The sequence below is a fragment of the Klebsiella sp. PK18 genome (assembly GCF_057784655.1).
Genome location: NZ_CM173493.1, coordinates 4,836,921 through 4,859,398, shown reverse-complemented (window position 1 = coordinate 4,859,398; position 22,478 = coordinate 4,836,921). Strand labels below are relative to the sequence as shown.

At 55.4% G+C, this 22,478-nt stretch carries 25 protein-coding genes and 3 tRNA genes; 14 read left to right on the top strand and 14 right to left on the bottom strand.

Translation table 11 applies throughout. The annotated features are described in order from the left end of the window. From opgB to AC3EMD_RS23865, 6 genes are all read right to left on the bottom strand, one after another. Positions 1–2,292 (bottom strand): phosphatidylglycerol--membrane-oligosaccharide glycerophosphotransferase, encoded by a 2,292-nt coding sequence (gene opgB, locus AC3EMD_RS23890; RefSeq protein ID WP_012542938.1) that lies wholly within the window; start codon positions 2,290–2,292, stop codon positions 1–3. Positions 2,293–2,549: 257 nt separating this feature from the next. Beyond that, complete coding sequence (locus AC3EMD_RS23885) at positions 2,550–3,044, bottom strand: YjjA family protein (protein ID WP_008807546.1); 495 nt, start codon at positions 3,042–3,044, stop codon at positions 2,550–2,552. 65 nt (positions 3,045–3,109) lie between these two features. Then, positions 3,110–3,847 carry a replicative helicase loader DnaC gene (gene dnaC, locus AC3EMD_RS23880; RefSeq protein ID WP_008807545.1) on the bottom strand — a complete coding sequence of 246 codons (738 nt, stop codon included), beginning with the start codon at positions 3,845–3,847 and terminating at the stop codon, positions 3,110–3,112. 2 nt (positions 3,848–3,849) lie between these two features. Further along, positions 3,850–4,389, bottom strand: coding sequence for a primosomal protein DnaT (gene dnaT / locus AC3EMD_RS23875; RefSeq protein WP_008807544.1), 540 nt, complete (start codon positions 4,387–4,389; stop codon positions 3,850–3,852). 102 nt (positions 4,390–4,491) lie between these two features. Further along, positions 4,492–4,965, bottom strand: a complete 474-nt coding sequence (locus AC3EMD_RS23870; protein WP_012542936.1) for a threonine/serine exporter — start codon at positions 4,963–4,965, stop codon at positions 4,492–4,494. Continuing rightward, a complete protein-coding gene (locus AC3EMD_RS23865; RefSeq protein WP_008807542.1) occupies positions 4,956–5,732 on the bottom strand; it encodes a threonine/serine exporter family protein in 777 nt (258 codons plus the stop codon). Before AC3EMD_RS23865 ends, AC3EMD_RS23870 begins: the two co-directional genes overlap by 10 nt. A gap of 281 nt (positions 5,733–6,013) precedes the next feature. Between AC3EMD_RS23865 and pobA the strand changes: the two genes are divergently transcribed. From pobA to bglJ, 4 genes are all read left to right on the top strand, one after another. Then, on the top strand, positions 6,014–7,198 hold the full coding sequence (gene pobA, locus AC3EMD_RS23860) for a 4-hydroxybenzoate 3-monooxygenase (protein WP_022065581.1): 1,185 nt from the start codon (positions 6,014–6,016) through the stop codon (positions 7,196–7,198). Positions 7,199–7,214: 16 nt separating this feature from the next. Continuing rightward, the gene (locus AC3EMD_RS23855; protein WP_023339552.1) at positions 7,215–8,096 is read left to right on the top strand and encodes a helix-turn-helix domain-containing protein; all 882 of its coding nucleotides are present in this window, start codon (positions 7,215–7,217) and stop codon (positions 8,094–8,096) included. A gap of 264 nt (positions 8,097–8,360) precedes the next feature. Continuing rightward, complete coding sequence (locus AC3EMD_RS23850; RefSeq protein ID WP_008807539.1) at positions 8,361–9,083, top strand: helix-turn-helix transcriptional regulator; 723 nt, start codon at positions 8,361–8,363, stop codon at positions 9,081–9,083. Next, complete coding sequence (gene bglJ, locus AC3EMD_RS23845; RefSeq protein ID WP_302073797.1) at positions 9,044–9,718, top strand: DNA-binding transcriptional activator BglJ; 675 nt, start codon at positions 9,044–9,046, stop codon at positions 9,716–9,718. Before AC3EMD_RS23850 ends, bglJ begins: the two co-directional genes overlap by 40 nt. A 5-nt stretch (positions 9,719–9,723) precedes the next feature. Here the strand turns inward: bglJ and AC3EMD_RS23840 are convergent, their stop codons facing one another. Next, positions 9,724–10,182 carry a YbaK/EbsC family protein gene (locus AC3EMD_RS23840; protein ID WP_008807537.1) on the bottom strand — a complete coding sequence of 153 codons (459 nt, stop codon included), beginning with the start codon at positions 10,180–10,182 and terminating at the stop codon, positions 9,724–9,726. Between the two features lie 333 nt (positions 10,183–10,515). Between AC3EMD_RS23840 and AC3EMD_RS23835 the strand changes: the two genes are divergently transcribed. Next, a complete protein-coding gene (locus AC3EMD_RS23835) occupies positions 10,516–11,859 on the top strand; it encodes a PTS cellobiose transporter subunit IIC (RefSeq protein ID WP_008807536.1) in 1,344 nt (447 codons plus the stop codon). Positions 11,860–11,907: 48 nt separating this feature from the next. On the opposite strand, the gene fhuF is transcribed toward AC3EMD_RS23835, so the two are convergent. The 3 genes from fhuF to AC3EMD_RS23820 form a co-directional block, all read right to left on the bottom strand. Then, a complete protein-coding gene (gene fhuF / locus AC3EMD_RS23830) occupies positions 11,908–12,696 on the bottom strand; it encodes a siderophore-iron reductase FhuF (RefSeq protein ID WP_063106316.1) in 789 nt (262 codons plus the stop codon). 111 nt (positions 12,697–12,807) lie between these two features. Next, positions 12,808–13,854: a GGDEF domain-containing protein gene (locus tag AC3EMD_RS23825; RefSeq protein ID WP_110203890.1), complete on the bottom strand. Its 1,047-nt coding sequence runs from the start codon at positions 13,852–13,854 to the stop codon at positions 12,808–12,810. Between the two features lie 23 nt (positions 13,855–13,877). Next, positions 13,878–14,048, bottom strand: a complete 171-nt coding sequence (locus AC3EMD_RS23820; protein ID WP_012542929.1) for a hypothetical protein — start codon at positions 14,046–14,048, stop codon at positions 13,878–13,880. A gap of 70 nt (positions 14,049–14,118) precedes the next feature. Here AC3EMD_RS23820 and AC3EMD_RS23815 point away from each other — a divergent pair, with 70 nt between their 5' ends. Beyond that, entirely contained in the window at positions 14,119–14,358 is a 240-nt protein-coding gene (locus AC3EMD_RS23815; protein ID WP_012542928.1) for a DUF1435 domain-containing protein, read from the top strand. A gap of 21 nt (positions 14,359–14,379) precedes the next feature. On the opposite strand, the gene AC3EMD_RS23810 is transcribed toward AC3EMD_RS23815, so the two are convergent. From AC3EMD_RS23810 to rsmC, 4 genes are all read right to left on the bottom strand, one after another. After that, positions 14,380–14,466: transfer RNA gene (locus AC3EMD_RS23810), tRNA-Leu, on the bottom strand. 31 nt (positions 14,467–14,497) lie between these two features. Next, a tRNA-Leu gene (locus AC3EMD_RS23805) sits at positions 14,498–14,584 on the bottom strand. A 28-nt stretch (positions 14,585–14,612) separates the two neighbouring features. Then, positions 14,613–14,699 (bottom strand) — tRNA-Leu (locus tag AC3EMD_RS23800). 171 nt (positions 14,700–14,870) lie between these two features. After that, positions 14,871–15,899 carry a 16S rRNA (guanine(1207)-N(2))-methyltransferase RsmC gene (gene rsmC / locus AC3EMD_RS23795; RefSeq protein ID WP_008807532.1) on the bottom strand — a complete coding sequence of 343 codons (1,029 nt, stop codon included), beginning with the start codon at positions 15,897–15,899 and terminating at the stop codon, positions 14,871–14,873. 102 nt (positions 15,900–16,001) lie between these two features. On the opposite strand from rsmC, the gene AC3EMD_RS23790 reads away from it, so the two are divergent. The 8 genes from AC3EMD_RS23790 to AC3EMD_RS23755 all read left to right on the top strand — a co-directional run bounded on the left by AC3EMD_RS23790 (position 16,002) and on the right by AC3EMD_RS23755 (position 22,342). Next, on the top strand, positions 16,002–16,415 hold the full coding sequence (locus tag AC3EMD_RS23790) for a DNA polymerase III subunit psi (RefSeq protein WP_004146046.1): 414 nt from the start codon (positions 16,002–16,004) through the stop codon (positions 16,413–16,415). Further along, positions 16,384–16,830 carry a ribosomal protein S18-alanine N-acetyltransferase gene (gene rimI, locus AC3EMD_RS23785; protein WP_008807531.1) on the top strand — a complete coding sequence of 149 codons (447 nt, stop codon included), beginning with the start codon at positions 16,384–16,386 and terminating at the stop codon, positions 16,828–16,830. Before AC3EMD_RS23790 ends, rimI begins: the two co-directional genes overlap by 32 nt. A gap of 14 nt (positions 16,831–16,844) precedes the next feature. Then, on the top strand, positions 16,845–17,522 hold the full coding sequence (gene yjjG / locus AC3EMD_RS23780) for a pyrimidine 5'-nucleotidase (RefSeq protein ID WP_008807530.1): 678 nt from the start codon (positions 16,845–16,847) through the stop codon (positions 17,520–17,522). A gap of 90 nt (positions 17,523–17,612) precedes the next feature. Next, the gene (gene prfC / locus AC3EMD_RS23775) at positions 17,613–19,202 is read left to right on the top strand and encodes a peptide chain release factor 3 (protein WP_008807529.1); all 1,590 of its coding nucleotides are present in this window, start codon (positions 17,613–17,615) and stop codon (positions 19,200–19,202) included. A gap of 219 nt (positions 19,203–19,421) precedes the next feature. Beyond that, positions 19,422–20,042, top strand: coding sequence for a molecular chaperone OsmY (osmY, locus tag AC3EMD_RS23770; RefSeq protein WP_008807528.1), 621 nt, complete (start codon positions 19,422–19,424; stop codon positions 20,040–20,042). 129 nt (positions 20,043–20,171) lie between these two features. Continuing rightward, a complete protein-coding gene (locus AC3EMD_RS23765; protein ID WP_002887716.1) occupies positions 20,172–20,333 on the top strand; it encodes a DUF1328 domain-containing protein in 162 nt (53 codons plus the stop codon). Positions 20,334–20,486: 153 nt separating this feature from the next. Beyond that, positions 20,487–21,560, top strand: coding sequence for a patatin-like phospholipase family protein (locus tag AC3EMD_RS23760; protein WP_016160262.1), 1,074 nt, complete (start codon positions 20,487–20,489; stop codon positions 21,558–21,560). Continuing rightward, positions 21,557–22,342: a metal-dependent hydrolase gene (locus AC3EMD_RS23755; protein ID WP_012542923.1), complete on the top strand. Its 786-nt coding sequence runs from the start codon at positions 21,557–21,559 to the stop codon at positions 22,340–22,342. Before AC3EMD_RS23760 ends, AC3EMD_RS23755 begins: the two co-directional genes overlap by 4 nt. The last annotated feature ends 136 nt before the right edge of the window (positions 22,343–22,478 follow it).

The window sequence follows — 22,478 nt, the reverse complement described above, 5'->3', positions numbered from 1 at the left end:
TTAGCCTTCGCTTTTCACCACTTTGATCTCCACCATGCCGATCCCCAGCTGACGCGGGGAGTGACCGAGGATATTGCCCTCGTTGGTGGACTGCGGGTCCGGCGGAGTGATGGTCAGGGTGTTGCTGCGCGACGGGTTGTCGAAATGCAGCGTCGTAGTGGTCACATCATTGGCCAGCGTAAGCACTTGCTCACTTTCACCTACCCGCACCGGGATCGGCTTATTGGCGTTTGGGCCGTAAGCTTTGGCGGTGATCACCAGATCAAATTTTTCCGGTAGCGGCTCTTTATATTCAATCTTCACGTCGCTGCCCAGCTGGGCATTGGACCACCGACCCCAGGACTCGGGACGCGAAATGCCGCTGAACTGCTTGACCTCTTCCGGGGCGCCGGCGACGTTAAACACGAAGCTGTCGGCCTTGTAGCGAATATCGTTGTCGACGACTTTTAGCGTATCGACGTTCCCCTTATAGCGCTCCATATCGATAAGGGTATCCCTGAAAGCGGTTTTGCCTTGCCACTGCGGCTTATCGACGTGCTGAACCTTTTGCTCACCGCCCAGCTGCCCCTGCGAGACGCACCAGTCGGTAGAGAGCGCGAGTTCAGGCGCCCACAGCTGCCCCATTTTATAGCAGCGATCGACCCAGACGAAATTATCCCGCGGCGCGAAATCGGCCAGCTGGAAGCGCAGCGGCGCAGAGTATTCGCTCTCCGGCAGCGGTTCAACGCGCTGGTTTGATACCCTGAGCAGTAGCGGCAGACGGAAATGGCTGCCGGAGAAGGCGATCATGTTCTTCTGCGAATCGATGGTGAAGTTTTTCATCTCTTTCGGGAAGTTCCACAGGCGGATCACGTCCGGTTTCCAGGCCAGGACCTTCTCTTTCATATTCATGAAAATACCGGAGAGCGACTGGCCGGAGAGGCTGCTGCGCCCGAGGCCGATATAGTTATCGCCGCCGAGAATATCGAGCACCGTCGCGCCGTTATCCATGGTGTTGCGTTTCACCGCCAGGGTCTCCTGCTGCGGTTTATCGCCGCGCAGGACGAAGAACAGATTGCTGCGATCGTGCTTGTTGAGGTAATCCCAGGCGCTGTTTTTCATGGCCAGGTGATCGGAAGAGACCACGATGACCGTGTTTTTGAAATAGGGTGAGGCTTTAATCTTCTCTATCAGCGCGGCGATATGTTCCTGGCTGCAGCTAACGGCGCTGAAGGAGAGGTTTTTCTTACCGTCCACGTCATAGCGTTTACGCTCGCAGGTGCGCGAGATAAAGCCATCGGGGTGGTGGGTATCCACCGTCAGGGCGAACAGCGAGAAGCGTTTACCGGAGCGCGACAGCTCTTCGAATTTTTTCCACGTCTCATCGAGCACGGTGTCGTCATAGAAGCCCCAGTCGTTGCGATAGGCGGGATCCGCTACCGTAGTTTTGAGCTCTTCCGCCCCGTACAGGTGATCGAAGCCGTGGGATTTGAGAAACACGTCTTTGCCGGCAAAGCGCAGGTTGGCTCCCTGCACAAAATAGTTTTCATAGCCGGAGTTTTTCAGGATATCGCCAAGGCAGATATTCTGGGGAAAGAAGCTGGAGACCGAGGCCGAGGCGTTGCCTTCAAACGGCGCGAACAGCGGAATGCCGCACTGCGAGGCGACCATACCGGCGATGGTGTAATCCGTCCCCGGGAGCTGCATGGTATTGCTGAAATCGAGGCCCTGATCTTTTATTTTGCCGAGCTCAGGGGTGAGGTTAGGAAAGGCGTCGTTATCAAAATAGGTACGCTCGAGGCTTTCGCCATAGATATAGACCAGGTTCAGCTGTGGATTGTCGATACGCTTCGACGGCTCTTTGTAGTATGCGGCAAAGTCCGGGTCACCTTCCCGTGACTGCGATTTCACCAGCTCGCTGATCTGATGGAAGGCCGGGCTGGCATCCACGGAGGCCAGCGCCAGCAGCAGCGCCGCCAGGCTGTAACCGACGTGATGAGGATGATGCCGACGGCGGCGCAGCACCCAGCCCAGCGCGCCAAAGACGGCAACCAGCGCGACGCCCACCCCGACGCCCGGCAGAATATATTTGCCGATCCCGGCGCCAGTCAGGCTGTTGGTCAGGGTATAGAGCACCGCGTCGTTGATGCCGTCGCCGGTAAAGTAGTCGCTGGCGTAGAGGGTGATATTCAGCACCACGAACAGACCTAACACCGTGAGCGTGGCGGCAAACCACCAGGTGTTACGACCCGCTTTCCAGGCATACAGCACCACCGAAGCTAAAAATAAGGCGATGGATAACAACTCTGACACAGCTCATCCTCATTAGCGCCAGTTGTCGGCTGGCAGAATAGATTACTTTTCACGCCACACTGTAATTGCAGCGCCATCTTGCTGCAATTCTAGCGTCATGAAACTGTGCAGTTATTCAGAATTGGTTTAGATGTTGCCTTTTTTGATCGGTGTCGCATCGGGTGTGGCGGGGAAGCGGAGAGGGAAAAAGGGTAAAAAAACCGTTTCAGGCCGCGCTGCCGTCGCGAAGGCAACAAACGCGGCATGAGCAGTACGTATCAGGAGAGGAAGTTAACGCCCTGTTTTAAGACCAGATCGCAGGCTTTGGTTTTCACCTGTTTCGCCAGCGAGCTGTTGCCAAGCGTATTCAGGTCCAGCTGCTGGCCGTTATTACTGTTGAGCAAGCCCTGCAGGCCATCGAGATAGTTGGTGTCTTGTTTCTGTTTTTCCGGCGTGCTGAGTCCCAGTTTATCCAGCACCTGGTTTTTGACGTTATCGGCGCTGGTCACGGAGGCCAGTTTCTGTTGCGCGCAATATGACAGGATCCCGGCCGCATTATTCATGCTGCTGGCGGTCAGAGACTGGCTGCTGCCGCTGAGCAGGCTGGTTAGCGAGGAGACGGACATGCCGCCGCTGCCAGCCTGGGTGCTGCTGCCGCTAAGCTGGCTGGCGGCGCTGTTAAGAGAATCCTGCCAGGAGGCAGCGTGAGCGCCGGCGAGGGTAAATGCACTGGCGGCAAAAGCGGCAAGTAAGCCATTTTTAAACGATTTCATAGACGGACTCATAAGCGTGACTGAATAATCGCTTTAGTATAACGCCGTCATCGTCCGGAAATCTCTTAATACTCCTTGCCAGTGACGCGGTGCCGGTAACTTTCCCAGTTGAAGATAACCCACAGACTGTTCCCCAGCCGCATACGGTCCATTACCCGTTCGCCGAGCAGCTTGTTCATCTCTTCCATATTACTGTTGGTGAGCATCCCGGTAGGCCGTTTGGATGAAGAACGACGGTCAACTATCTGATTGATAATGACCTTCTCATAGCGAGACTCCGTCTGCATACCAATTTCATCAATCACTAACAGGTCGACTTTGCTGAGGTCGCTCAGTAACTGCTCTTCGCTCGTTTCCCGGTTGCCAAAGGTATCTTTCATCGCCGACATAATATCGGCCACGGTGATGATTAAGACCGACTTCCCGCGCAGCAGCAGCTCGTTGCAGATGGCTGCCGCCAGGTGATTTTTGCCGGTCCCCGGTTTACCGGAGAAGATAAAGCTGGCGATATTGCCATCGAACTCTTCCACATACTGACGTGCGCGGGCGAGGGCGTTCATCTGTCCTTCGCACTCGACGCGGTAGTTATCAAAGGAACAGTTCTGATGCAGCGGGCGGATCCCTGAGCGGTTGAAGGTGCGCTGCATTTTCATCGCGCGATTCTCCCGCTCCAGCGCTTCGGAACGCAGCCGGCCTTGCTCTTTTTGCCAGGCCAGCAGTTCTTCGCCGGTTTTAAACGCCGGTTCGATATGGGCCGGCATCATTTTCTGCAGACGCTTCATCAGGTCGCCCACGTTTTTCATGCTCATCCTCGGAAACCTCGCGGAATATGACTGTCGGGTTCGCTCACGCTGTTCACATCGCGCTTCGGCTGTCCGCCGTTGCTGGCGCGGCTGATTTGCACGCTACGCGCCAGCTTCTGCTGCCACTGCACGTGGTGAAACACTTTACCTTCCGCCTGCCAGTAAGCGACGAAGGCAGCCAGCTCTTCCGGCGTGACTGGCTGGCTCAGGGCAATGCCCCATAGCGCGGCCAGGCGCTGAAAATCGGCGTCAGGCTGCCAGTCGGCGTACATGGCAAATTTGCCCATTGGCACCGCAACTGGCGCCGCGGATGGCTCCTCGAAAAACTGCGGGTCAAGGGCGATGTCGCTGCCGGGGCGCGCCAGCCTGGCTTCCAGCTCCAGCAACTGCGCCAGCCGCGCTGGCGTCAGCGCATAGAATGCCGGCGCGTTATTGGCAAAAACGGCAACGGTGCCGTCAGTTGATTTCGCCAGCAGCGCCGCGTGCTGCTGGAGGAACTCTTCCAGGCCGCTAAAATGGGAGGTTAAAATTCGCGAAGACATAACTCTATCTCAACTCTGAACTGCAAAGAGTGGGGTGATCTGCACATAGTAGCACAGAGCCCATCGCGGAAGGAGCGTCGCGGCTGTACCGCGACGCCGGGGTCAGACGCGAGGGCGCTTACGATACAGCCACAGACCGGGTATCGACAGGCCAATAGAAAGGGCGCCCACAATAGACGACGCCTTTAAAAAATTGCTCAGCAGCAAAATCATCATCTCTTCAGAATAGCCAAAATGGCTGATCTTTACCGCGGAGATCATCGCGGTATAGGCCGAGATGCCGGGAAACATCGGGATCACGGCGGCGACGGTAAAAATCTTCGGATGCGCCAGATACCAGCGTGACCACTGAATGCCGATGCTGCCCACCAGCAGCGCGGCGAGAAAGGTGGCCCATTCAATGTTAAAACCGGCGCTCATCATGACCATGCGCGAGCCGTGACCGATCGCCCCCAGCAGCGCGCACCAGCGCAAGGCGCGCTGGGGGACATTAAAGACCATGGCAAAACCAACGGCGGGGATTGCCGCCAGCAGCATGTCTTCCGCCAGTGCGAAAATAAACGAGATTATGCCCATCCGCGCAGCCCCCATACGGTCATCGCCATCACCACGCCAATGCAGGTGGCAAGGGTTAACAGGCTGGCGATCGCCCAGCGGGCGAGCCCCGTATTAATATGCCCTTTAAACATATCGGCGACGGCGTTGATCAAAGGAAAACCCGGAACCAGCAGCAGGACGCTGGCGGCCATGGCAATGGTCGGCGTACTGGCAAAGGCCGGGAGGCGCAGCAGCAGCCCGGAGATGGTTGTGGCGACAAAGGCGGTGATGCAGAAGTTGATCTGCGGATGCATGGACCGGTGGGTCAGCACCTGGCGAATGTACATGGCTACCGTACTGGCGCAGAAGCTGACCAGCGCGCCGTCCCAGCCGCCGTTATTCAGTTTGCAGAAACAGGCGCAGGAGAGCCCCACCATGATGACCAGCAGCCAGCGCGGATAACGCAAGGGAACGATCTGCGCAAAGCGCTTCTCGACATCGCGATAGTCGAGCAGCTTATGTTCGGCGAGGATCACAATGTGCTGCACTTCCGTTACCACATGCATATTGATGCCGCGGTCGACATTTTTACGCGTTGAGGTGAGACATTCGCCATCTTTAATGGTGGTCAGCACGATGGCATTAGACGAGATGGCGCTTTCGACGCTGTCCATTCCCAGCGCCCGTCCGAGGCGGGTGGATAGCTCTTCCACCAGCGCACTTTCGGCGCCGTGCTGTAACAAAAAAAGACCACACTGGATGCACAATCGTGTGATTGCCCGCTGCTGTGACCGATCAACCTGCATAATTCCTCTGCTGTCCGCGACGTCTGGTTATCTGTCGATACTTTAACCTGAAGCGCCGTAGCGGCTGAGGGGGGCGGGATCAAATAATATGCAAAAATGTCCCGGCTGGCGGGGCGGCAGAATTTGAAGCATCCCACACTTTTGCCAGTTTGGTGAAAAGTGCAATTTTTGCCGCCATTCATCCCTTCTTTTTCCCGTCTGACTTATCAAAAATGCAGGAAAGCACTTTTATTAAACAAAAAATATACAAATAATTAACCCTGCAAGAGTGAGACAACCCTATGAAAACACAGGTCGCGATTATTGGCGCAGGTCCCTCCGGGCTGCTGCTGGGGCAGTTGTTGCACAACGCCGGGATCCATACCGTGATCCTCGAGCGTCAAACGCCACAGTATGTGCTGGGGCGCATCCGCGCGGGAATTCTGGAAAGCGGCACCGTCGATCTGCTACGCGAAGCGGGCGTGGCGCAGCGGATGGATGCCGAAGGCCTGGTGCATCATGGGGTGGAGTTTCTGTTTGATGGCCAGCGGGTACCCGTCGCACTGAGCGAGCTGACTGACGGCAAGAGTGTGATGGTTTATGGCCAGACGGAAGTGACCCGCGATCTGATGGCGGCCCGGGCCGCCAGCGGCGCGCCGATCGTCTATGGCGTGAGCGAGGTGGCTATTCATGACGCGAAAAGCGACCGACCGACGGTCACCTACCTCAGCGAAGGTGAAACCTGCCGCCTGGAGTGCGACTTTATCGCCGGTTGCGACGGTTTTCACGGGGTGTCACGGCAAAGCATTCCCGCTGACATTCTCAAAACCTACGAGAGCGTGTGGCCGTTTGGTTGGTTAGGCCTGCTGGCGGATACGCCGCCGGTCAATCCGGAGCTGATTTATGCACACCATCAGCGGGGGTTTGTATTGTGTAGTCAGCGCTCACTTACGCGCAGCCGCTATTATCTACAGGTTCCGCTGAGCGATAAGGTTGAAGCCTGGTCGGACGAACGTTTCTGGCAGGAGCTGAAAAGCCGCTTGCCGGAGGACCTGGCATCCAGGTTAGTGACTGGTCACTCACTTGAGAAGAGCATTGCCCCGCTGCGCAGTTTCGTGGTGGAGCCGATGCAGTATGGGCGGCTGTTTCTGGTGGGAGATGCGGCGCATATCGTTCCGCCAACCGGCGCCAAAGGGTTAAACCTGGCGGCATCGGATGTTAACTACCTGTGGCGGATCCTGCGTGAATACTATCATCGTGGCCGCAGCGATCTGCTGGCGACCTACTCGCAACTGGCGCTGGATCGGGTGTGGAAAGGGGAACGCTTTAGCTGGTTTATGACTCGCCTGCTGCATGATTTCCCGGACCAGAATGCGTTCGACGCCAAAATGCAGGCCGCCGACCGCCGCTACTACCTTGGCTCCCGCGCCGGGCTGACCACCATCGCGGAAAACTACGTGGGCTTGCCCATGGAACGCGTTACCTGACTAAAGAGGAGTGATTATGCCGCCCATACAAGCCGTCCCCGTATTTAAGCTGTATGGCGAAGAGCGCGGCTGGCCAACGCCGGACCTGCTGCACTGCGAGTCGATTTTGCAGCGTAGCAGTCTGTACGAGTGGCATATTCGCGTTCATCAGCATGCGGAAATGGTCCAGCTCCTCTACCTGCATCAGGGCCGGGCGGAGATCGAAATTGAAGGCGCCACCGCGGTGATGACGGCGTCCTGCATCCAGGTGGTTCCCGCCCTTTGTATTCATGGGTTTCATTTTTCACCCGGGACACAAGGGTATGTGCTCTCCCTGGCGCTGCCGCTGCTGAGCCGGTTTGAAAACCAGTTCGGCCGGCCGCTGGATGTGCTTAGCGTACCGCAGTGCGTGCCGGTAGGCCGTTCCCGGGGGCATATGCATACGCTATTTTCGGCGCTTCGCGAGGAATATTGCGAAGAGCATGATGCCCGGGAGATGATGTTGTACTCGTTGCTGGGGACGCTGCTGGTCTGGCTGAACCGGCAGTGCCGCCCCGCACCGCCCACGGAAGATAAAGCGGAGCGGAAGCGCAGTATGATGCGCCACTTTTCCCGACTTATTGAGAGCCACTATCGGCAGCATCTCCCGCTGGCGGAGTATGCGAAGCTAATTGGGTTGTCGGTCACGCACTTAAATTATTTATGCCGCGAGTTCTATGGCTGTAGCGCGCTGGGGGTATTGCATCAACGCCTGATGCTGGAAGCGCGACGCAATCTGCAGTACACCCGCATGACGGTAACACAACTCTCTGATTACTTAGGGTTTAGTGATGCTGCCTATTTTTCTCGCTTTTTCCGCCGCTATAGCGGGATGTCGCCTAAAGCATTTAGAGAAACAATCAAAGATAATGCTTTATAACTCACGTGCCTGAAATTATTTTTGCTAAATAATAGTTTTATCTTTTCTAATTTATTAGCGCAGGAGCGTCTGTGCTAATATTAATCGCAAGTATACACAGCAATAATATTTACACGGTATGACCACGGTTCGGTCGTTACGTATACCGTGTACGCAGGCCATGAATATACTTTTTATATTCATTCAGAGAATGATAAGGCGATGATGTTAAGCGCCGATTGTTTGCCGGCAGGCGAAGGAACTTCGACAGGAAGCGGAGGTGTTATGTTACCAGGACAAGGTAAGTTTGGTGTTGTTATTAGTAAAATTCCCGTCATGCAGTCAGGGTTAAAGGTTATCTTTAATGAAAATCTCCCTGATTACGAACTCAGTTTTTGTCGTTCTCATGATGAGCTCACCCTTTTGCAACTGCGGCGGGCAGTGCTGGTCGTCGCGGATATCTCCGGCGAGATTGCGCATCCCCGTGCCGTCTGCGAGCGGTATTACTCTCTGATGACGCAGTATCGTGATATTCACTGGGTTTTTATGGTCAGTGACAGCCTCTATCCATTGGCCGTTGAGCTTTTAATTCGCCCTGAAAGTTCGCTGATCTCGGAGAGTGAGCCGGTTAACCGGTTGATTGAGGTGATTTGCGCCGGCAGTCGTGCCGCTGAGCAAATTAGCCGGACGTTGTTCACCGGAGACGAGGATAGCGATTTCGCAAGCTACCACTCTGCGGCGATGCTGACCCTTTCGGAACGCAAGGTTTTGCGTCTTCTGGCAAAGGGATGGGGAATCAATCAGATCGCTGCGCTGTTGAAAAAGAGCAATAAAACCATCAGTGCGCAGAAAAATAGCGCAATGCGACGCTTATCACTGCGAAGCAATGCTGAAATGTATGCCTGGATCAACAGCGTGCAGGGAATGCAAGAGCTGAATATCAATTCAGCTTACGGGGAGCAAATGGAATGGAAAAAAATAGCACAACCCGCCATGTCGCCATCGTAGAGAAATGTGTGATGACGGAAATGGCCTGGCGCTATATCTTTAGTCGTGAAGATAATAGCCGATATCATATTCATCTGTTTAAAAATGTCAGTATGCTCAGGGCGGCGGAAACATCGTTTTCCTGGTCGGCCATTATCTTTTCTCTTTCGGGAAGCCGTTCTTCACGAGCTGAGAGTCTGCTTTTTGTTCATGAAATGGCGCGGTGTCGGCCGGAAGTCCAGGCAATTATTCTGGCTAATAATGAAAGTGAAATGCATCTGATCGGCCATCTTATGCCGGCCTGTCTGCACGGCATACTGAATAAATCCGCGCCGCGACGCGGGTTACAGGAGCGTTTGTTACAGTTGCTGGACAATCATCACCTCAGCGGCAGCGAACAATTTTGCGACAGAGAGGCGTGCAACGATCCGCTAAGTCCAACGGAGCACGCCATCCTTCGGTATATGTCGTGGGGATATTCGCTTTCTGATATTGCGATACAGCTGAACCGGAACATTAAAACTATCCGCGCGCATAAATTTAACGCCATGACCAAGCTCGGGGTTCGCTCAGACATCGGTTTATTAAACGCGGCGGATATCTTGCTGCATTTACCGATGAGAGGCGCGAACAACGCCGTTAAACAGGTGGCGTAACGCGGCTATAAACACACGTCTACCCATGTCGCATCGGTGAGCTGCGCCAATCGTTCTGGTTCAATACGAACGGCGCTGTGAATGGCTCCCGCTGCGGGTAGCACCTCCTGATAGTGCCTGAGCGAGACGTCGCAATAGACGGCCAGCGGGTTTTCCAGACCAAAAGGGCACACGCCGCCTACCGGATGACCGGTCCAGGTCACCACCTCATCGCTGCTTAACATTCTGGCTTTCGCACCAAAGGTCTCTTTCAGCTTTTTGTTATCCAGCCGCGCATCGCCCCTGGCGACGATCAGTACAATCTTATCCTTGATCTTGAGCGACAGCGTTTTGGCGATTTGTCCAGGCTCAACGTTGTGTGCGGCAGCGGCGAGCGCGACGGTGGCGGTACTCTGATTTAACTCAATAATTTCGATATCGGGGGCGTGTTCGGCAAAAAACTGCCGTACAGACTGCAGACTCATTGGATTCTCCTGATTTAAGCCTGGTTAAATCTGTCACAAGCCTGGCGGAGTGTAAATAACAGCGCGGACAATCCAGATTCTTTCTATTTTGTCGATCTCCTTCACATTCACCGTAACCGGTTACTGTAACCGGTTGCGGTTGTGCGCGTAGAGATGAATACTGGAACAGTCACTTCTCACTTTATTTATAACATAAGAGCCGTGTATGAATCGTTGCGTCATGAGCAGTATAGCCGGTAATCCATCAGCGGCCTGCTGCATCAAAAAGCGGTCATCGTAACGGCAGGGTAATCGTTGTTGGGCCAGTATCAATAGCCTGTCAGGAGGGCTACTATGTCTGCTAACCATGCTGCGTTTAATTTGATATTTCGCTTTGTAGAAAATTACATAAGCCCCATAGCAGGGCGAATCTCATCGCAGCGCCACGTCATGGCTATCCGTGACGGTTTTATCTCAGCGATGCCATTTATGATCGTCGGATCGTTCCTGCTGGTGTTTGCTTATCCACCTTTCTCACCGGATACCACCTGGGGTTTTGCCCGCGCCTGGCTGGATCTGGCAAAAGAGTTTGAGGGGCGTATTCTGACCCCCTTTGATATGACGATGGGGATCATGTCGATCTACATCTGCGCGGCGATCTCCTATAACCTCGGTAAGCACTACGAGAAATCCAATCAGCTCGATCCCTTCATGTGCGCAATGCTGTCGATCATGGCCTTTTTGCTGATTGCCGCGCCGAAGACCAATGGCACGCTGCCGGTGGATAGCCTCGGGGGGACCGGGATCTTTACCGCGATTCTGGTGGCGATCTATTGCGTGGAAATGATGCGTTTTTTGAAAGCGCACAACATTGGGATCCGCTTGCCGGACCAGGTTCCGCCGATGATCAAAAACTCCTTTGATCTGTTGATCCCGGTGCTGGTGGTCGTGCTGACGCTGTATCCGCTGAGTCTGTTTATCCAGCACCATTTTGACATGCTGATCCCGCAGGCCATTATGGCCATCTTCAAACCGCTCGTTTCGGCAGCCGACTCTCTGCCGGCAATTCTGCTGGCGGTGCTTATTGGCCACCTGTTGTGGTTCGCCGGGATCCACGGTGCCGCGATTGTGTCCGGGATGCTGCAGATGTTCTGGCTGACCAACCTCGGTATGAACCAGCAGGCGCTGGCCCAGGGGGCGCCTCTGCCGCATATCTTCATGGAGGCGTTCTGGACATTCTTCATAGTGGTTGGTGGTTCCGGGGCGACCATGGGGCTGGTGTTCTGTTATCTGCGTAGCCGCTCAGCGCATTTGCGCTCCATTGGTCGTCTGAGCGTGGTGCCAAGCCTGTTTAACATTAACGAGCCGGTTATCTTTGGGACGCCTATCGTCATGAATCCGGTGTTCTTTATTCCGTTCCTGCTGGCGCCAATGGTGAACGCGGTGCTGGCCTGGGCAGCAATGAAGCTGGATCTGATTGGCCGCGTTATCTCGGTGGTACCGTGGACGGCGCCAGCACCGATTGGCGGCGCCTGGGCGCTGGGCTGGGATTTTCGGGCGGCGGTTCTGGTGATCGTTCTGGCCTGCGTATCGGCGATTATCTACTTCCCGTTCTTTAAGGTGTATGAGAAACAGCTGCTTGCTCAGGAAGCGGAAGAGGCCGAACGGGCGGAGCAGGAGAGTCAACAGACCGCATAAATAGCAACGGGCGGCAAGGGCCGCCCGTTAATTTTGAGGTAGGGGGCGTTATTTCAGCGTGCAGTCGCCGCACTGTTGGACATCCGGCAGGCGATAGCGCTGGCAGCAGGTGCGTCGGACTAACAGCCCTTCACGCAGCACCACCGTTCGCCACAGCGGGTTATCCTGACCATCGGCGAGCTGTTTTTCAAAGAAGCAGTGCTGACGCAGAGCGGCGACCTGCTCATCGCCCAGCAGCGTGCGCATTTCACCTAAATACCAGTTGATCAGATAGCCGGTATTACTCCAGATAAGTTTGCCATTGATCTCGCCCGTCGCTTCCAGCGCCTCAACAACCGGCTGCAGGGTACGAATCACCAGGGCATCTATCCGCGCCTGCGGTGAAAGCGCTGCTATCCTGGCATCGTTATGCACATCAATCCAGAAGCAGGCAGCCCGACCGCTCTCGTGAAATTCGACATGGAAATGTTCTGGCGCCAGGCTGAGTCCCTGCGGTTCATTAAGCAGCGCCAGCATCAGCGGCGGCACCAGCAGGCCGATATACCACTGGGCCCAGAGCGAGAGCAGGGGCTTCTGTTCACGCGGCTGCGTGGGCTGATGACGATAGATATGATCGGACCAGGTGGCCAGCAGGGTGCGTAACGCGATGGGTTGCGACCACTCGGCGAGCGTTAACGCATGCGGCGGGGCAGGCTCATCAAGACGCAGGAAATCCAGCAGATGAGGGCGCAGGGCAGTGATTTTTGCCCGAAGACTCTCCGCCAGCGCGCGTTCAGCCGTCGGGAAGGGAGCCCGCCAGATGAGTTCGTCGCTAAGAGAAAGGGAGCGCCAGGCCATTTGATTTCCAGATACAAATCTAAATGATAATGATTCCTGATATTAGTTGTTTGCAGGCGGCATGGCAAGGAGTTTGTCGGCGCCGCGATACCGCGGCGCGCGAAGGAAAAGCTAACTGGCAAGAATAATATTGCGTCCTTTATTTTTGGCCTCATACAGTGCGCCATCGGCTCGTGCCAGCGCTTGCTCAATGTTGTCATCAATGAGCGGCGTCAGGCCAATGCTGATGGTCACGTTGGTGGCGACACTTTCATTAAACATATGCGGGATCTTCAGATCATAGACCCGCTGGCGAATGCGTTCGGCAGCCTGCCAGGCGGTTTCCTCGCTGCTGTTGGTCAGCAGGACCATAAATTCTTCCCCACCAAAACGAGCGACAATATCGCGTGAGCGCACGGCGTTGCGGATCGCGGCAGAGACGCGAATCAGCGCCTGGTCGCCCATCATATGGCCATAGTGGTCGTTATAGGCTTTAAAGTGATCGATATCGAGGAGCAGCACAAAGTGGTTGTCTCCGTCCAGCGCCAGCAGGGTGTCGAGGCGGTTCTGTAGCCCGCGGCGATTATACAAACCGGTCAGGGGATCCAGCATACTGAGATCGTTGAGCGTGTTGCGTTCCTGCATCAGTTTATCCATTAATCCTTGCGTGAAGGCATCGTTGCGCTTCTGGATAATATTTTGCAGGGTAATACCGGCAATAGGCAGCACAAAACAGTAGGTCATGCGCAACCATTGTTCCCCCTCTGACATTATCAGGCAGATAAGGAAAGTCGGTAAAGAGTGAAGGGTAAAGGCAGTGATATTATTGGAAAAAGCGATGGTGCCGATAAACAGAATGCTTAATAGGGCGATTACCAGATAGTTAAAATGCGGCGGTGTCAATAGCATCGCTTTTGCCACCACGTGCCATGCCCAGAGCATGCCAAATAACAACGAGATAGCCGGAATATTTATTTTCGCTTGCGGCCATTTCCAGTGCCAGAGCAGCAACAGCCCGCTGCAGGTCACGATCAGGGCGCAGGGCAGCGTAAAACGAACTACCGTAAATAGTGGGCTGACCAGCGACAGAGAGGAGGAAATGAAATTAAGCAGTAAAAAAAGCCGTAAGGAATATTGATATTTTTGTGCGTAGTGTGCTCGCCAGGTTTGTGCAGTCATATCGGAAGAATCATTATTAGTCGTTAAATTTCAAAATGATGAAAGCCAAAAATGAAGAGTCTGATAACAATGTGCAAAAAAAGGTTATTTGCAAAATAAGCAAAATATTTAATATATATCGATAATCCGCTTAATTTATCACCTTCATGAATGTATGTCATTACCGCGAACGTAAAGAAAAAGACGCAAAGCACATCGCAAATGACAAATGATAAATGTTATCATATGATATTGGTTATCATTATCGTTTTGAGAGGTGAAACCATGTTGCAGCGGGCATTAGGGAGTGGTTGGGGTGTGGTGGTTCCCGGCGTGCTGATTGCCGCTCTCGGGTATGCCGGAGTCTCGGCCGATGTGTGGCGGGCGCTGGTCACGGTGGGCATGCTGATGTCCGCAGCGATGATATGGCATCGTCAACTGCGCCATTTTATCCTGCTGCCATCTTGCGTTGCATTGATTGGTGGAATAATGCTGATGATTCTGGATTTTAAACTAGGGGGATAATGCCGGAAGAGAAAAGAATATTGGTGCGAGGGGGGGGACTTGAACCCCCACGTCCGTAAGGACACTAACACCTGAAGCTAGCGCGTCTACCAATTCCGCCACCTTCGCACAGTATTCTTTCTTTAGGATATTGCCTCGTTGGTGCGAGGGGGGGGACTTGAACCCCCACGTCCGTAAGGACACTAACACCTGAAGCTAGCGCGTCTACCAATTCCGCCACCTTCGCCCAGTGCGAGCAATATCTTTGTGGATTATGGTGCGAGGGGGGGGACTTGAACCCCCACGTCCGTAAGGACACTAACACCTGAAGCTAGCGCGTCTACCAATTCCGCCACCTTCGCATACCATCGACACTATGAAAGTATCGTTACCACGGAGGCGCATTCTAGTGGTTTTCGGCGGCACGTCAATAGTTAATTATGCAGGTTGTATCGATTGCTGCAAAAATGGGCGGGTTTGCCGCGAAGAAGGGCCAGCGGCACCACAAATGGGCCGCTGGTGCCAGAAGACGATTATTTTTTCGCCTGGCGGGTCATGATGGTGCGATAGACCTTAAACCGTCCTGTTTGGGCGATCACTTCATGGAAGCCAAATGTCTCATCCAGCACCTGGGGATACGGCAGGAAGGCGTTGGCGACAATGCGCAGTTCGCCGCCGCTGTTCAGATGGCGAACCGCGCCGCGGATCAGCGCCTGGGCCGCTTCGAGGCTGGTCTGCAGCCCATCATGGAATGGCGGGTTGGAGATGATCATGTCGAAGCGACCATTGACCTCCGAAAAGACGTTGCTGGCAAACACATCGCCTGCAAAACCATTAGCGGCAAGCGTCGCGCGGCTGGCTTCGACCGCCGGGGCGCTGACGTCGCACAGGGTCAGACGCACCTTCGGCGAATGGCTGGCCAGCACTGCGGCCAGCACGCCCGCGCCGCAGCCGACATCCAGCACTTTCCCTTTGGTATGCGGCTCGAGAGTGGACAGCAGCAGCTGACTGCCGACGTCCAGACCGTCGCGACTAAACACGCCAGGCAGCGTTTTAATCGTCAGATTATCCAGCGCATACTCGCCCCAGAATGCGTCGGCGTCGAAGGTCGGCTGCTTTTCCAGACGACCATGGTAGAGGCCACAGCGACGGGCGCTGTCGATTTTATTCAGCGGGGCATATTCGGCCAGCATTTGCTCTGCGCTGCGAACGCCGCTACGGTTTTCCCCGACGACGAAAATATCGATTCCCACCGGCAGCAGAGAGAGCAGGTTCATCAGCTGGAACTGCGCCTCGGGTTTGTTCTTCGGCCAGTAGTAGATCAGGGTGTCGCAATCGGCGACGTCGGCGGCCTCGGCCACTAAGCTAAAACGGACGTTGTCACCCATCTGACGGTTCAGCACCTGCCAGTGGTGGAACTGTTGGGTATGAGCGCGGCTGGCCGCGGTATCCAGACGCGCAGGCAGGTCATCCTGCAGGTCACCGGCAAACAGAACGCGGGCGGACTCGAAATCATCACTGTGGCGCAGCAAGACTTCACTTGCCGGGGTAAAAGCGGACATGAAACACTCCTTCATTAAGACTGGCGCCGATTATAGTAGTTTGTTGGCGCAGATACGACGGATTTGCTATATTGCGCGCTTGTTTACCAGGAGTGTTTCGCTATGACATCCCGACGAGACTGGCAATTACAGCAGCTGGGCATTACCCAGTGGTCGCTGCGCCGACCGGGGGCGTTGCAGGGCGAAATCGCTATCTCGCTTCCTGAACATATTCGCCTGGTGATGGTGGCAGAAACCCCGCCGTCGCTGACAGAGCCGCTGATTGGCGACATATTACGCGCGCTGGCCGTGACGCCAGATCAGGTCCTGCAGCTTACCCCCGAGCGGGTGGCGATGCTGCCGCAGGACAGCCGTTGCAACAGCTGGCGGTTGGGCACAGAGGCGTCGCTGCCGCTGGCGGGCGCCCAGGTGTCCACCCCCGCTTTTGATGAACTTCAGACCAGCGCGCCTGCTCGCAGGGCGCTCTGGCAACAAATCTGCGCACATGAACACGATTTCTACCCTCAGCACGGCTGATTTATCCAACGCCTGGCAAATCGAAAAACGCGCCCACGCTTTCCCGTGGAGCGAACAGACCTTTGCCAGCAATCAGGGTGAACGTTATCTGAATTACCAACTGGCAGTGGATGGGGAAATGGCGGCATTTGCCATTACTCAGATTGTCCTTGATGAAGCGACGCTGTTTAACATCGCCGTCGACCCCGCATACCAGCGCCGTGGCCTGGGACGGGAACTGCTGGAACATGTTATTGATGAAGTTGAAAAACGCGGCGTCGTCACGCTGTGGCTGGAGGTGCGCGCTTCCAACGCTGCCGCCATTGCGCTCTATGAAAGCGTGGGTTTTAACGAAGCGACCATCCGCCGCAACTACTATCCGACGGTCGACGGGCGCGAAGACGCCATTATTATGGCTCTGCCAATCAGTATGTAAGACAAGGTGATACGATGAAATGGGACTGGATTTTCTTTGATGCCGATGAAACGTTGTTTTCGTTTGATTCTTTCAGCGGCTTACAGCGGATGTTTCTCGACTACAGCGTGACATTTACCGCCGAAGATTTTCAGGACTATCAGGCCGTGAATAAGCCGCTGTGGGTGGATTATCAAAACGGCGTCATCACCTCGCTGCAGCTGCAGCACCAGCGCTTTGACAGCTGGGCGGAACGTTTGAATGTTAAGCCGGGTGAGCTCAACGACGCGTTTATGAATGCGATGGCGGAAATCTGTGCCCCGCTGCCGGGGGCGGTCTCGCTGCTCAACGCGCTGCAGGGCAAGGTCAGGATGGGCATCATCACCAACGGTTTTACCTCGCTGCAGCAGACTCGTCTGGAACGCACAGGTTTACGCGATCACTTTGATTTACTGATTATTTCTGAAGAAGTCGGCGTCGCCAAGCCGGATGCGCGCATCTTCGATTACGCGCTGGCGCAGGCGGGTAATCCACCGCGCTCGCGAGTACTGATGGTCGGTGATACCGCTGAGTCGGATATCCGCGGCGGCGTGAATGCCGGCCTGGCGACCTGCTGGCTGAATGCGCACCAGCAAACGCTGCCGGTAGACCTGCAGCCCGACTGGACGGTGACCTCGTTAAGCGAACTGGAGCAGCTCCTGTGTAAACACTGATTGCCTCCCCCCCATTGATGGGTAAAATAGCCGCAATTTTTCGTATTCCACATGCGCAGCCCGTTGCTGCGTTTACTTAGAAGATTAATTATGACGTTGTCTCCTTATCTGCAAGAGGTGGCCAAACGCCGCACTTTTGCCATTATTTCTCACCCGGATGCCGGTAAGACCACCATCACCGAAAAGGTGCTGCTGTTCGGACAGGCGATTCAGACCGCCGGTACCGTAAAAGGCCGTGGCTCCAGCCAGCATGCAAAGTCCGACTGGATGGAGATGGAAAAGCAGCGTGGGATCTCAATCACCACCTCGGTGATGCAGTTCCCGTATCACGACTGCCTGGTGAACCTGCTGGATACGCCGGGGCACGAAGACTTCTCCGAAGATACCTACCGTACTCTGACGGCGGTTGACTGCTGTCTGATGGTGATCGACGCGGCGAAAGGCGTTGAAGACCGGACCCGTAAGCTGATGGAAGTTACCCGTCTGCGCGACACGCCGATCCTCACCTTTATGAACAAACTCGACCGTGATATCCGCGATCCGATGGAGTTGCTGGATGAAGTTGAGAATGAGCTGAAAATCGGCTGCGCGCCGATTACCTGGCCTATCGGCTGCGGCAAGCTGTTCAAAGGCGTTTATCATCTCTACAAAGATGAAACCTACCTGTATCAGACCGGTAAAGGCCACACCATTCAGGAAGTGCGCATCGTGAAGGGGCTCAACAACCCGGAACTCGACGCAGCGGTGGGGGAAGACCTGGCGCAGCAGTTGCGCGACGAGCTGGAGCTGGTGCAGGGCGCGTCAAACGAGTTCGATAAAGATCTGTTCCTGGCGGGCGAAATCACCCCGGTGTTCTTCGGGACTGCGTTAGGTAACTTCGGCGTTGACCATATGCTGGATGGCCTGGTGGAGTGGGCGCCGGCGCCGATGCCGCGTAACACCGACACGCGTGAAGTCACCGCCACGGAAGAGAAATTCACCGGCTTCGTGTTTAAAATTCAGGCCAACATGGACCCGAAACACCGCGACCGTGTGGCTTTCATGCGCGTGGTGTCCGGCAAATATGAAAAAGGCATGAAGCTGCGTCAGGTGCGTATCGGTAAAGACGTCGTGATTTCCGACGCGCTGACCTTTATGGCCGGCGACCGTTCTCACGTTGAAGAAGCGTATCCGGGCGATATCATCGGCCTGCATAACCACGGCACCATTCAGATTGGCGATACCTTCACCCAGGGCGAGATGATGAAGTTCACCGGTATTCCGAACTTCGCACCGGAACTGTTCCGTCGTATTCGCCTGAAGGATCCGCTGAAGCAGAAACAGCTGCTGAAAGGGCTGGTTCAGCTCTCTGAAGAGGGCGCGGTACAGGTCTTCCGTCCGATCGCCAATAACGACCTGATCGTCGGCGCCGTTGGTGTGCTGCAGTTTGACGTGGTGGTCGCGCGTCTGAAAAGCGAATACAACGTGGAAGCGATTTACGAATCGGTCAACGTGGCCACCGCGCGCTGGGTTGAATCCACGGATGTGAAGAAATTCGAAGAGTTCAAACGTAAAAACGAAGTTCAGCTGGCGCTGGATGGCGGTGATAATCTGACCTATATCGCCCCGACAATGGTCAACCTGAACCTGACGCAGGAGCGTTATCCTGACGTGGTGTTCCGCAAAACGCGCGAGCACTAATCCCTGATGAAGCGCGGCATAGCCCGCGCTTTTTTCTTTCCACGCTCGCGTTTCCCTCCTTCTGGAAAGTTCTTAAAACACCGCTAATTCGTCTGTTTTTTGTCCATATCATCCGCAACCCCTTCGTCTGTCTACTATATTTAATTCGTGATTTTAAAAATGCTGGCGTAATTCACTGCTTTCAGACGCCAGCGCTGGTGAAAAAACGAGGACATCACGATGACCAGACTAAAGAATGCCAATATGTTGCTGGCGCTCTTCTTAGGCTTAGCCGCGTTGAACGCCTCGGCAGAGACGGAAAAAACAACGGTAGACAGTGCGAAGTCGGCTGCCAGCAATGCGGGAGAGGCGGTAGACAATTCGATTAATAAAGTCGGCGATTTTATGGATGACAGCACCATTACCGCGCGGGTAAAAGCGGCGTTGATCGACCATAAAGATATTAACTCCGGCGATATTTCGGTGAAAACGGAGAATAAAGTGGTCACCCTCAGCGGCGACGTCACCAGTACTGAACAGAAAAGTCAGGCACTGAGCGTAGCGAAAGGGGTCGAAGGCGTCTCGCACGTTAACGACAAGCTGACGGTCCATCATAAATCATCGAGCGAGACGGCGACGCTGAAAGGCTATGCCGGGGATACCGCCATTACCAGCGAAGTGAAAGCCAAGCTGTTGGCGGATGACATTGTCCCTTCGCGCAATGTGAAAGTCGAAACCAACGCCGGCGCGGTGCATCTGACCGGTACGGTGGCTTCCGCGGCGCAGGCGGAGCGTGCGGCAGAGATTGCGAAAGCGGTCTCCGGCGTGAAAAGCGTCCGCAACGATCTTAGCGTTAAGTAAATCGAGTTATTAACAAAAGTGTTGTCTGGCCAAGGTTGCCGAACGAATAGCAGCATCCTCTGAGCGATGAGCTATACAGAAAGGGTGCGCAAACCGCTGTTCACCGTCCATTATGGTAAGGAGAAAAGTATGTTTCGATGGGGAATTATTTTTCTGGTCATTGCATTAATTGCTGCGGCCCTGGGCTTTGGTGGTCTGGCGGGTACTGCCGCTGGCGCCGCGAAAATCGTCTTTGTCGTCGGGATTATCCTGTTCCTGGTGAGCCTGTTTACAGGACGCAGACGTCCTTAGGTGGCCCGCGATGCGGGCGATGCTGAAGCCTGAGCATTTTTACTGACACGTCATCTTACACAAAGCCAGTCCTGCGGACTGGCTTTCGCGGTTTAAGCGGTGGGAAAATTGCGTTACCTTGTCAGGAGAAGACCAATCGAACAGGAAAGCAGGGTGGGGCAACGCATTCCCGTCACGCTGGGCAATATCGCCCCGCTGGCGGTTAAACCCTTCCGACCAGGTAAGCTGGCGCTGGTATGCGAAGGCGGGGGACAGCGAGGGATTTTTACTGCCGGGGTGCTGGACGAATTTATGCGCGCCGGATTTAACCCCTTTGATCTGATGTTGGGGACCTCCGCCGGCGCGCAAAACCTCTCCGCCTACATGTGTAATCAGCAAGGCTATGCCCGCAAAGTTATCACCCGCTACACCACCTCACGCCAGTTTTTCGATCCGATGCGCTTTGTGCGCGGCGGCAACCTTATCGATCTCGACTGGCTGGTGGAGGCCACTTCGCAGCAGATGCCGCTGGCCATGAATTATGCTGAAGCGCAGTTCGCGTTGGGGAAAGAGCTGTGGCTGTGCGCCTGCCGCGGTGACGATTACTCTGCCAGCTATTTTTCGCCGACGCCGCAAACGTGGCTGGACCTGATCCGCGCCTCCAGCGCCATCCCCGGCTTTTATCGCAGCGGCGTGTTGCTCGACGGCGTCAGCTACCTTGACGGCGGCGTCAGCGATGCGATCCCGGTGCAGGAGGCGGCCCGCCGCGGCGCGCAGACCATCGTGGTGATCCGTACCGTCCCCTCGCAGATGTTTTATACCCCGCAGTGGTTTAAGCGGATGGAGCGCTGGCTGGGGGAGAGCAGCCTGCAGCCGCTGGTCAATCTGGTGCACCACCACGAAAACACTTACCGCGCTATCCAGCAGTTCATCGAGAAGCCACCCGGCAAGCTGCGGATCTTCGAAATCTACCCGCAGCGGCCATTGCGCAGTATGGCGCTTGGCAGTCGGCTGCCGGCGCTGCTGGAGGACTACAAAACCGGACGTCAGTGTGGCCGCTATTTCCTGGCGACGGTGGGTAAACTGCTGGCCGACCAGCCGCCGCTGCTGCGCCATGCGCCGCGTATTGCCCGGGCTGCGCCGGTGGTGGTGCCGCCCGTACCGGTGGCCAATGAAGCGCCTCAGGCGACTGTCATTCCTGCACCGCAGGCGAATGACGCCAGCTTTGATCATGAGGATCTGGCATGAGCCACCGTTTTATCGATACCCACTGCCACTTCGATTTTCCTCCCTTCGCCGAGGATGAAACCGCCAGCCTGGCGCGCGCGGCCCAGGCCGGTGTCGGGCAGATCATTGTCCCGGCCATCTCCGCTGCGCGTTTTAACCGGGTGCTGGCGCTGGCGGCGCAGCATGAGGCGCTGTACGCCGCGCTGGGAATGCATCCGATCGTCATTGAGCAGCATGCCGATGAGGGGTTGGCGCAGCTGGAGAGGTGTCTGTCCCTGCGTCCGCCAAAACTGGTGGCGGTGGGGGAGATTGGCCTCGATCTCTATCGCGACGATCCGCAGTTTGACCGCCAGCAAGCGCTGCTGGAGGAGCAACTGAGGCTGGCGAAGCGTTACGATCTGCCGGTGATCCTCCACTCCCGACGTACCCACGATAAGCTGGCGATGCTGCTGAAAAAACATGCCCTGCCGCGCACCGGCGTGGTACATGGCTTCGCCGGCAGCCTACAGCAGGCCGAGCGCTTCGTTCAGCTCGGCTATAAGATTGGCGTTGGCGGCACTATTACCTATCCGCGCGCCAGCAAAACCCGCGAAGTGATGGCGCGTCTGCCGCTTTCCGCGCTGCTGCTGGAGACCGATGCGCCGGATATGCCGCTGAATGGTTTTCAGGGTCAGCCCAACCGCCCTGAACAGGTGGCGCGCGTATTTGACGCGCTATGTGAACTGCGCGCGGAACCGGCACCGACGATTGAAGCCGCGGTGTTGGCGAATACAAAAAGCCTCTTTTCCGCGCTCGCGGGCTAAGCCTCTCCTTTTCCGCCTGAGACGAAGCAGGCCTCGATTTTGGCCTGCTGTGATAATTCCATCATTTTTTGTCCATCTAAAATTCTTTATATCTCAATAATAAACTGTTGTTTATGGCGACGATATGCACAAATTG

Excerpts from the sequence above, each read along its gene's own strand:
- AC3EMD_RS23850 (WP_008807539.1), top strand. The coding sequence starts at position 8,361 with ATGTTACCAGGACAAGGTAAGTTTGGTGTTGTTATTAGTAAAATTCCC.
- AC3EMD_RS23885 (WP_008807546.1), bottom strand. The coding sequence starts at position 3,044 with ATGAAATCGTTTAAAAATGGCTTACTTGCCGCTTTTGCCGCCAGTGCA.
- rsmC (WP_008807532.1), bottom strand. The coding sequence starts at position 15,899 with ATGTCCGCTTTTACCCCGGCAAGTGAAGTCTTGCTGCGCCACAGTGAT.
- fhuF (WP_063106316.1), bottom strand. The coding sequence starts at position 12,696 with ATGGCCTGGCGCTCCCTTTCTCTTAGCGACGAACTCATCTGGCGGGCT.
- AC3EMD_RS23815 (WP_012542928.1), top strand. The coding sequence starts at position 14,119 with ATGTTGCAGCGGGCATTAGGGAGTGGTTGGGGTGTGGTGGTTCCCGGC.
- prfC (WP_008807529.1), top strand. The coding sequence starts at position 17,613 with ATGACGTTGTCTCCTTATCTGCAAGAGGTGGCCAAACGCCGCACTTTT.
- AC3EMD_RS23790 (WP_004146046.1), top strand. The coding sequence starts at position 16,002 with ATGACATCCCGACGAGACTGGCAATTACAGCAGCTGGGCATTACCCAG.
- AC3EMD_RS23835 (WP_008807536.1), top strand. The coding sequence starts at position 10,516 with ATGTCTGCTAACCATGCTGCGTTTAATTTGATATTTCGCTTTGTAGAA.
- AC3EMD_RS23765 (WP_002887716.1), top strand. The coding sequence starts at position 20,172 with ATGTTTCGATGGGGAATTATTTTTCTGGTCATTGCATTAATTGCTGCG.
- AC3EMD_RS23825 (WP_110203890.1), bottom strand. The coding sequence starts at position 13,854 with ATGACTGCACAAACCTGGCGAGCACACTACGCACAAAAATATCAATAT.
- yjjG (WP_008807530.1), top strand. The coding sequence starts at position 16,845 with ATGAAATGGGACTGGATTTTCTTTGATGCCGATGAAACGTTGTTTTCG.
- AC3EMD_RS23870 (WP_012542936.1), bottom strand. The coding sequence starts at position 4,965 with ATGGGCATAATCTCGTTTATTTTCGCACTGGCGGAAGACATGCTGCTG.
- rimI (WP_008807531.1), top strand. The coding sequence starts at position 16,384 with ATGAACACGATTTCTACCCTCAGCACGGCTGATTTATCCAACGCCTGG.
- AC3EMD_RS23865 (WP_008807542.1), bottom strand. The coding sequence starts at position 5,732 with ATGCAGGTTGATCGGTCACAGCAGCGGGCAATCACACGATTGTGCATC.
- AC3EMD_RS23855 (WP_023339552.1), top strand. The coding sequence starts at position 7,215 with ATGCCGCCCATACAAGCCGTCCCCGTATTTAAGCTGTATGGCGAAGAG.
- AC3EMD_RS23755 (WP_012542923.1), top strand. The coding sequence starts at position 21,557 with ATGAGCCACCGTTTTATCGATACCCACTGCCACTTCGATTTTCCTCCC.
- AC3EMD_RS23840 (WP_008807537.1), bottom strand. The coding sequence starts at position 10,182 with ATGAGTCTGCAGTCTGTACGGCAGTTTTTTGCCGAACACGCCCCCGAT.
- dnaC (WP_008807545.1), bottom strand. The coding sequence starts at position 3,847 with ATGAAAAACGTGGGCGACCTGATGAAGCGTCTGCAGAAAATGATGCCG.
- pobA (WP_022065581.1), top strand. The coding sequence starts at position 6,014 with ATGAAAACACAGGTCGCGATTATTGGCGCAGGTCCCTCCGGGCTGCTG.
- dnaT (WP_008807544.1), bottom strand. The coding sequence starts at position 4,389 with ATGTCTTCGCGAATTTTAACCTCCCATTTTAGCGGCCTGGAAGAGTTC.
- bglJ (WP_302073797.1), top strand. The coding sequence starts at position 9,044 with ATGGAAAAAAATAGCACAACCCGCCATGTCGCCATCGTAGAGAAATGT.
- osmY (WP_008807528.1), top strand. The coding sequence starts at position 19,422 with ATGACCAGACTAAAGAATGCCAATATGTTGCTGGCGCTCTTCTTAGGC.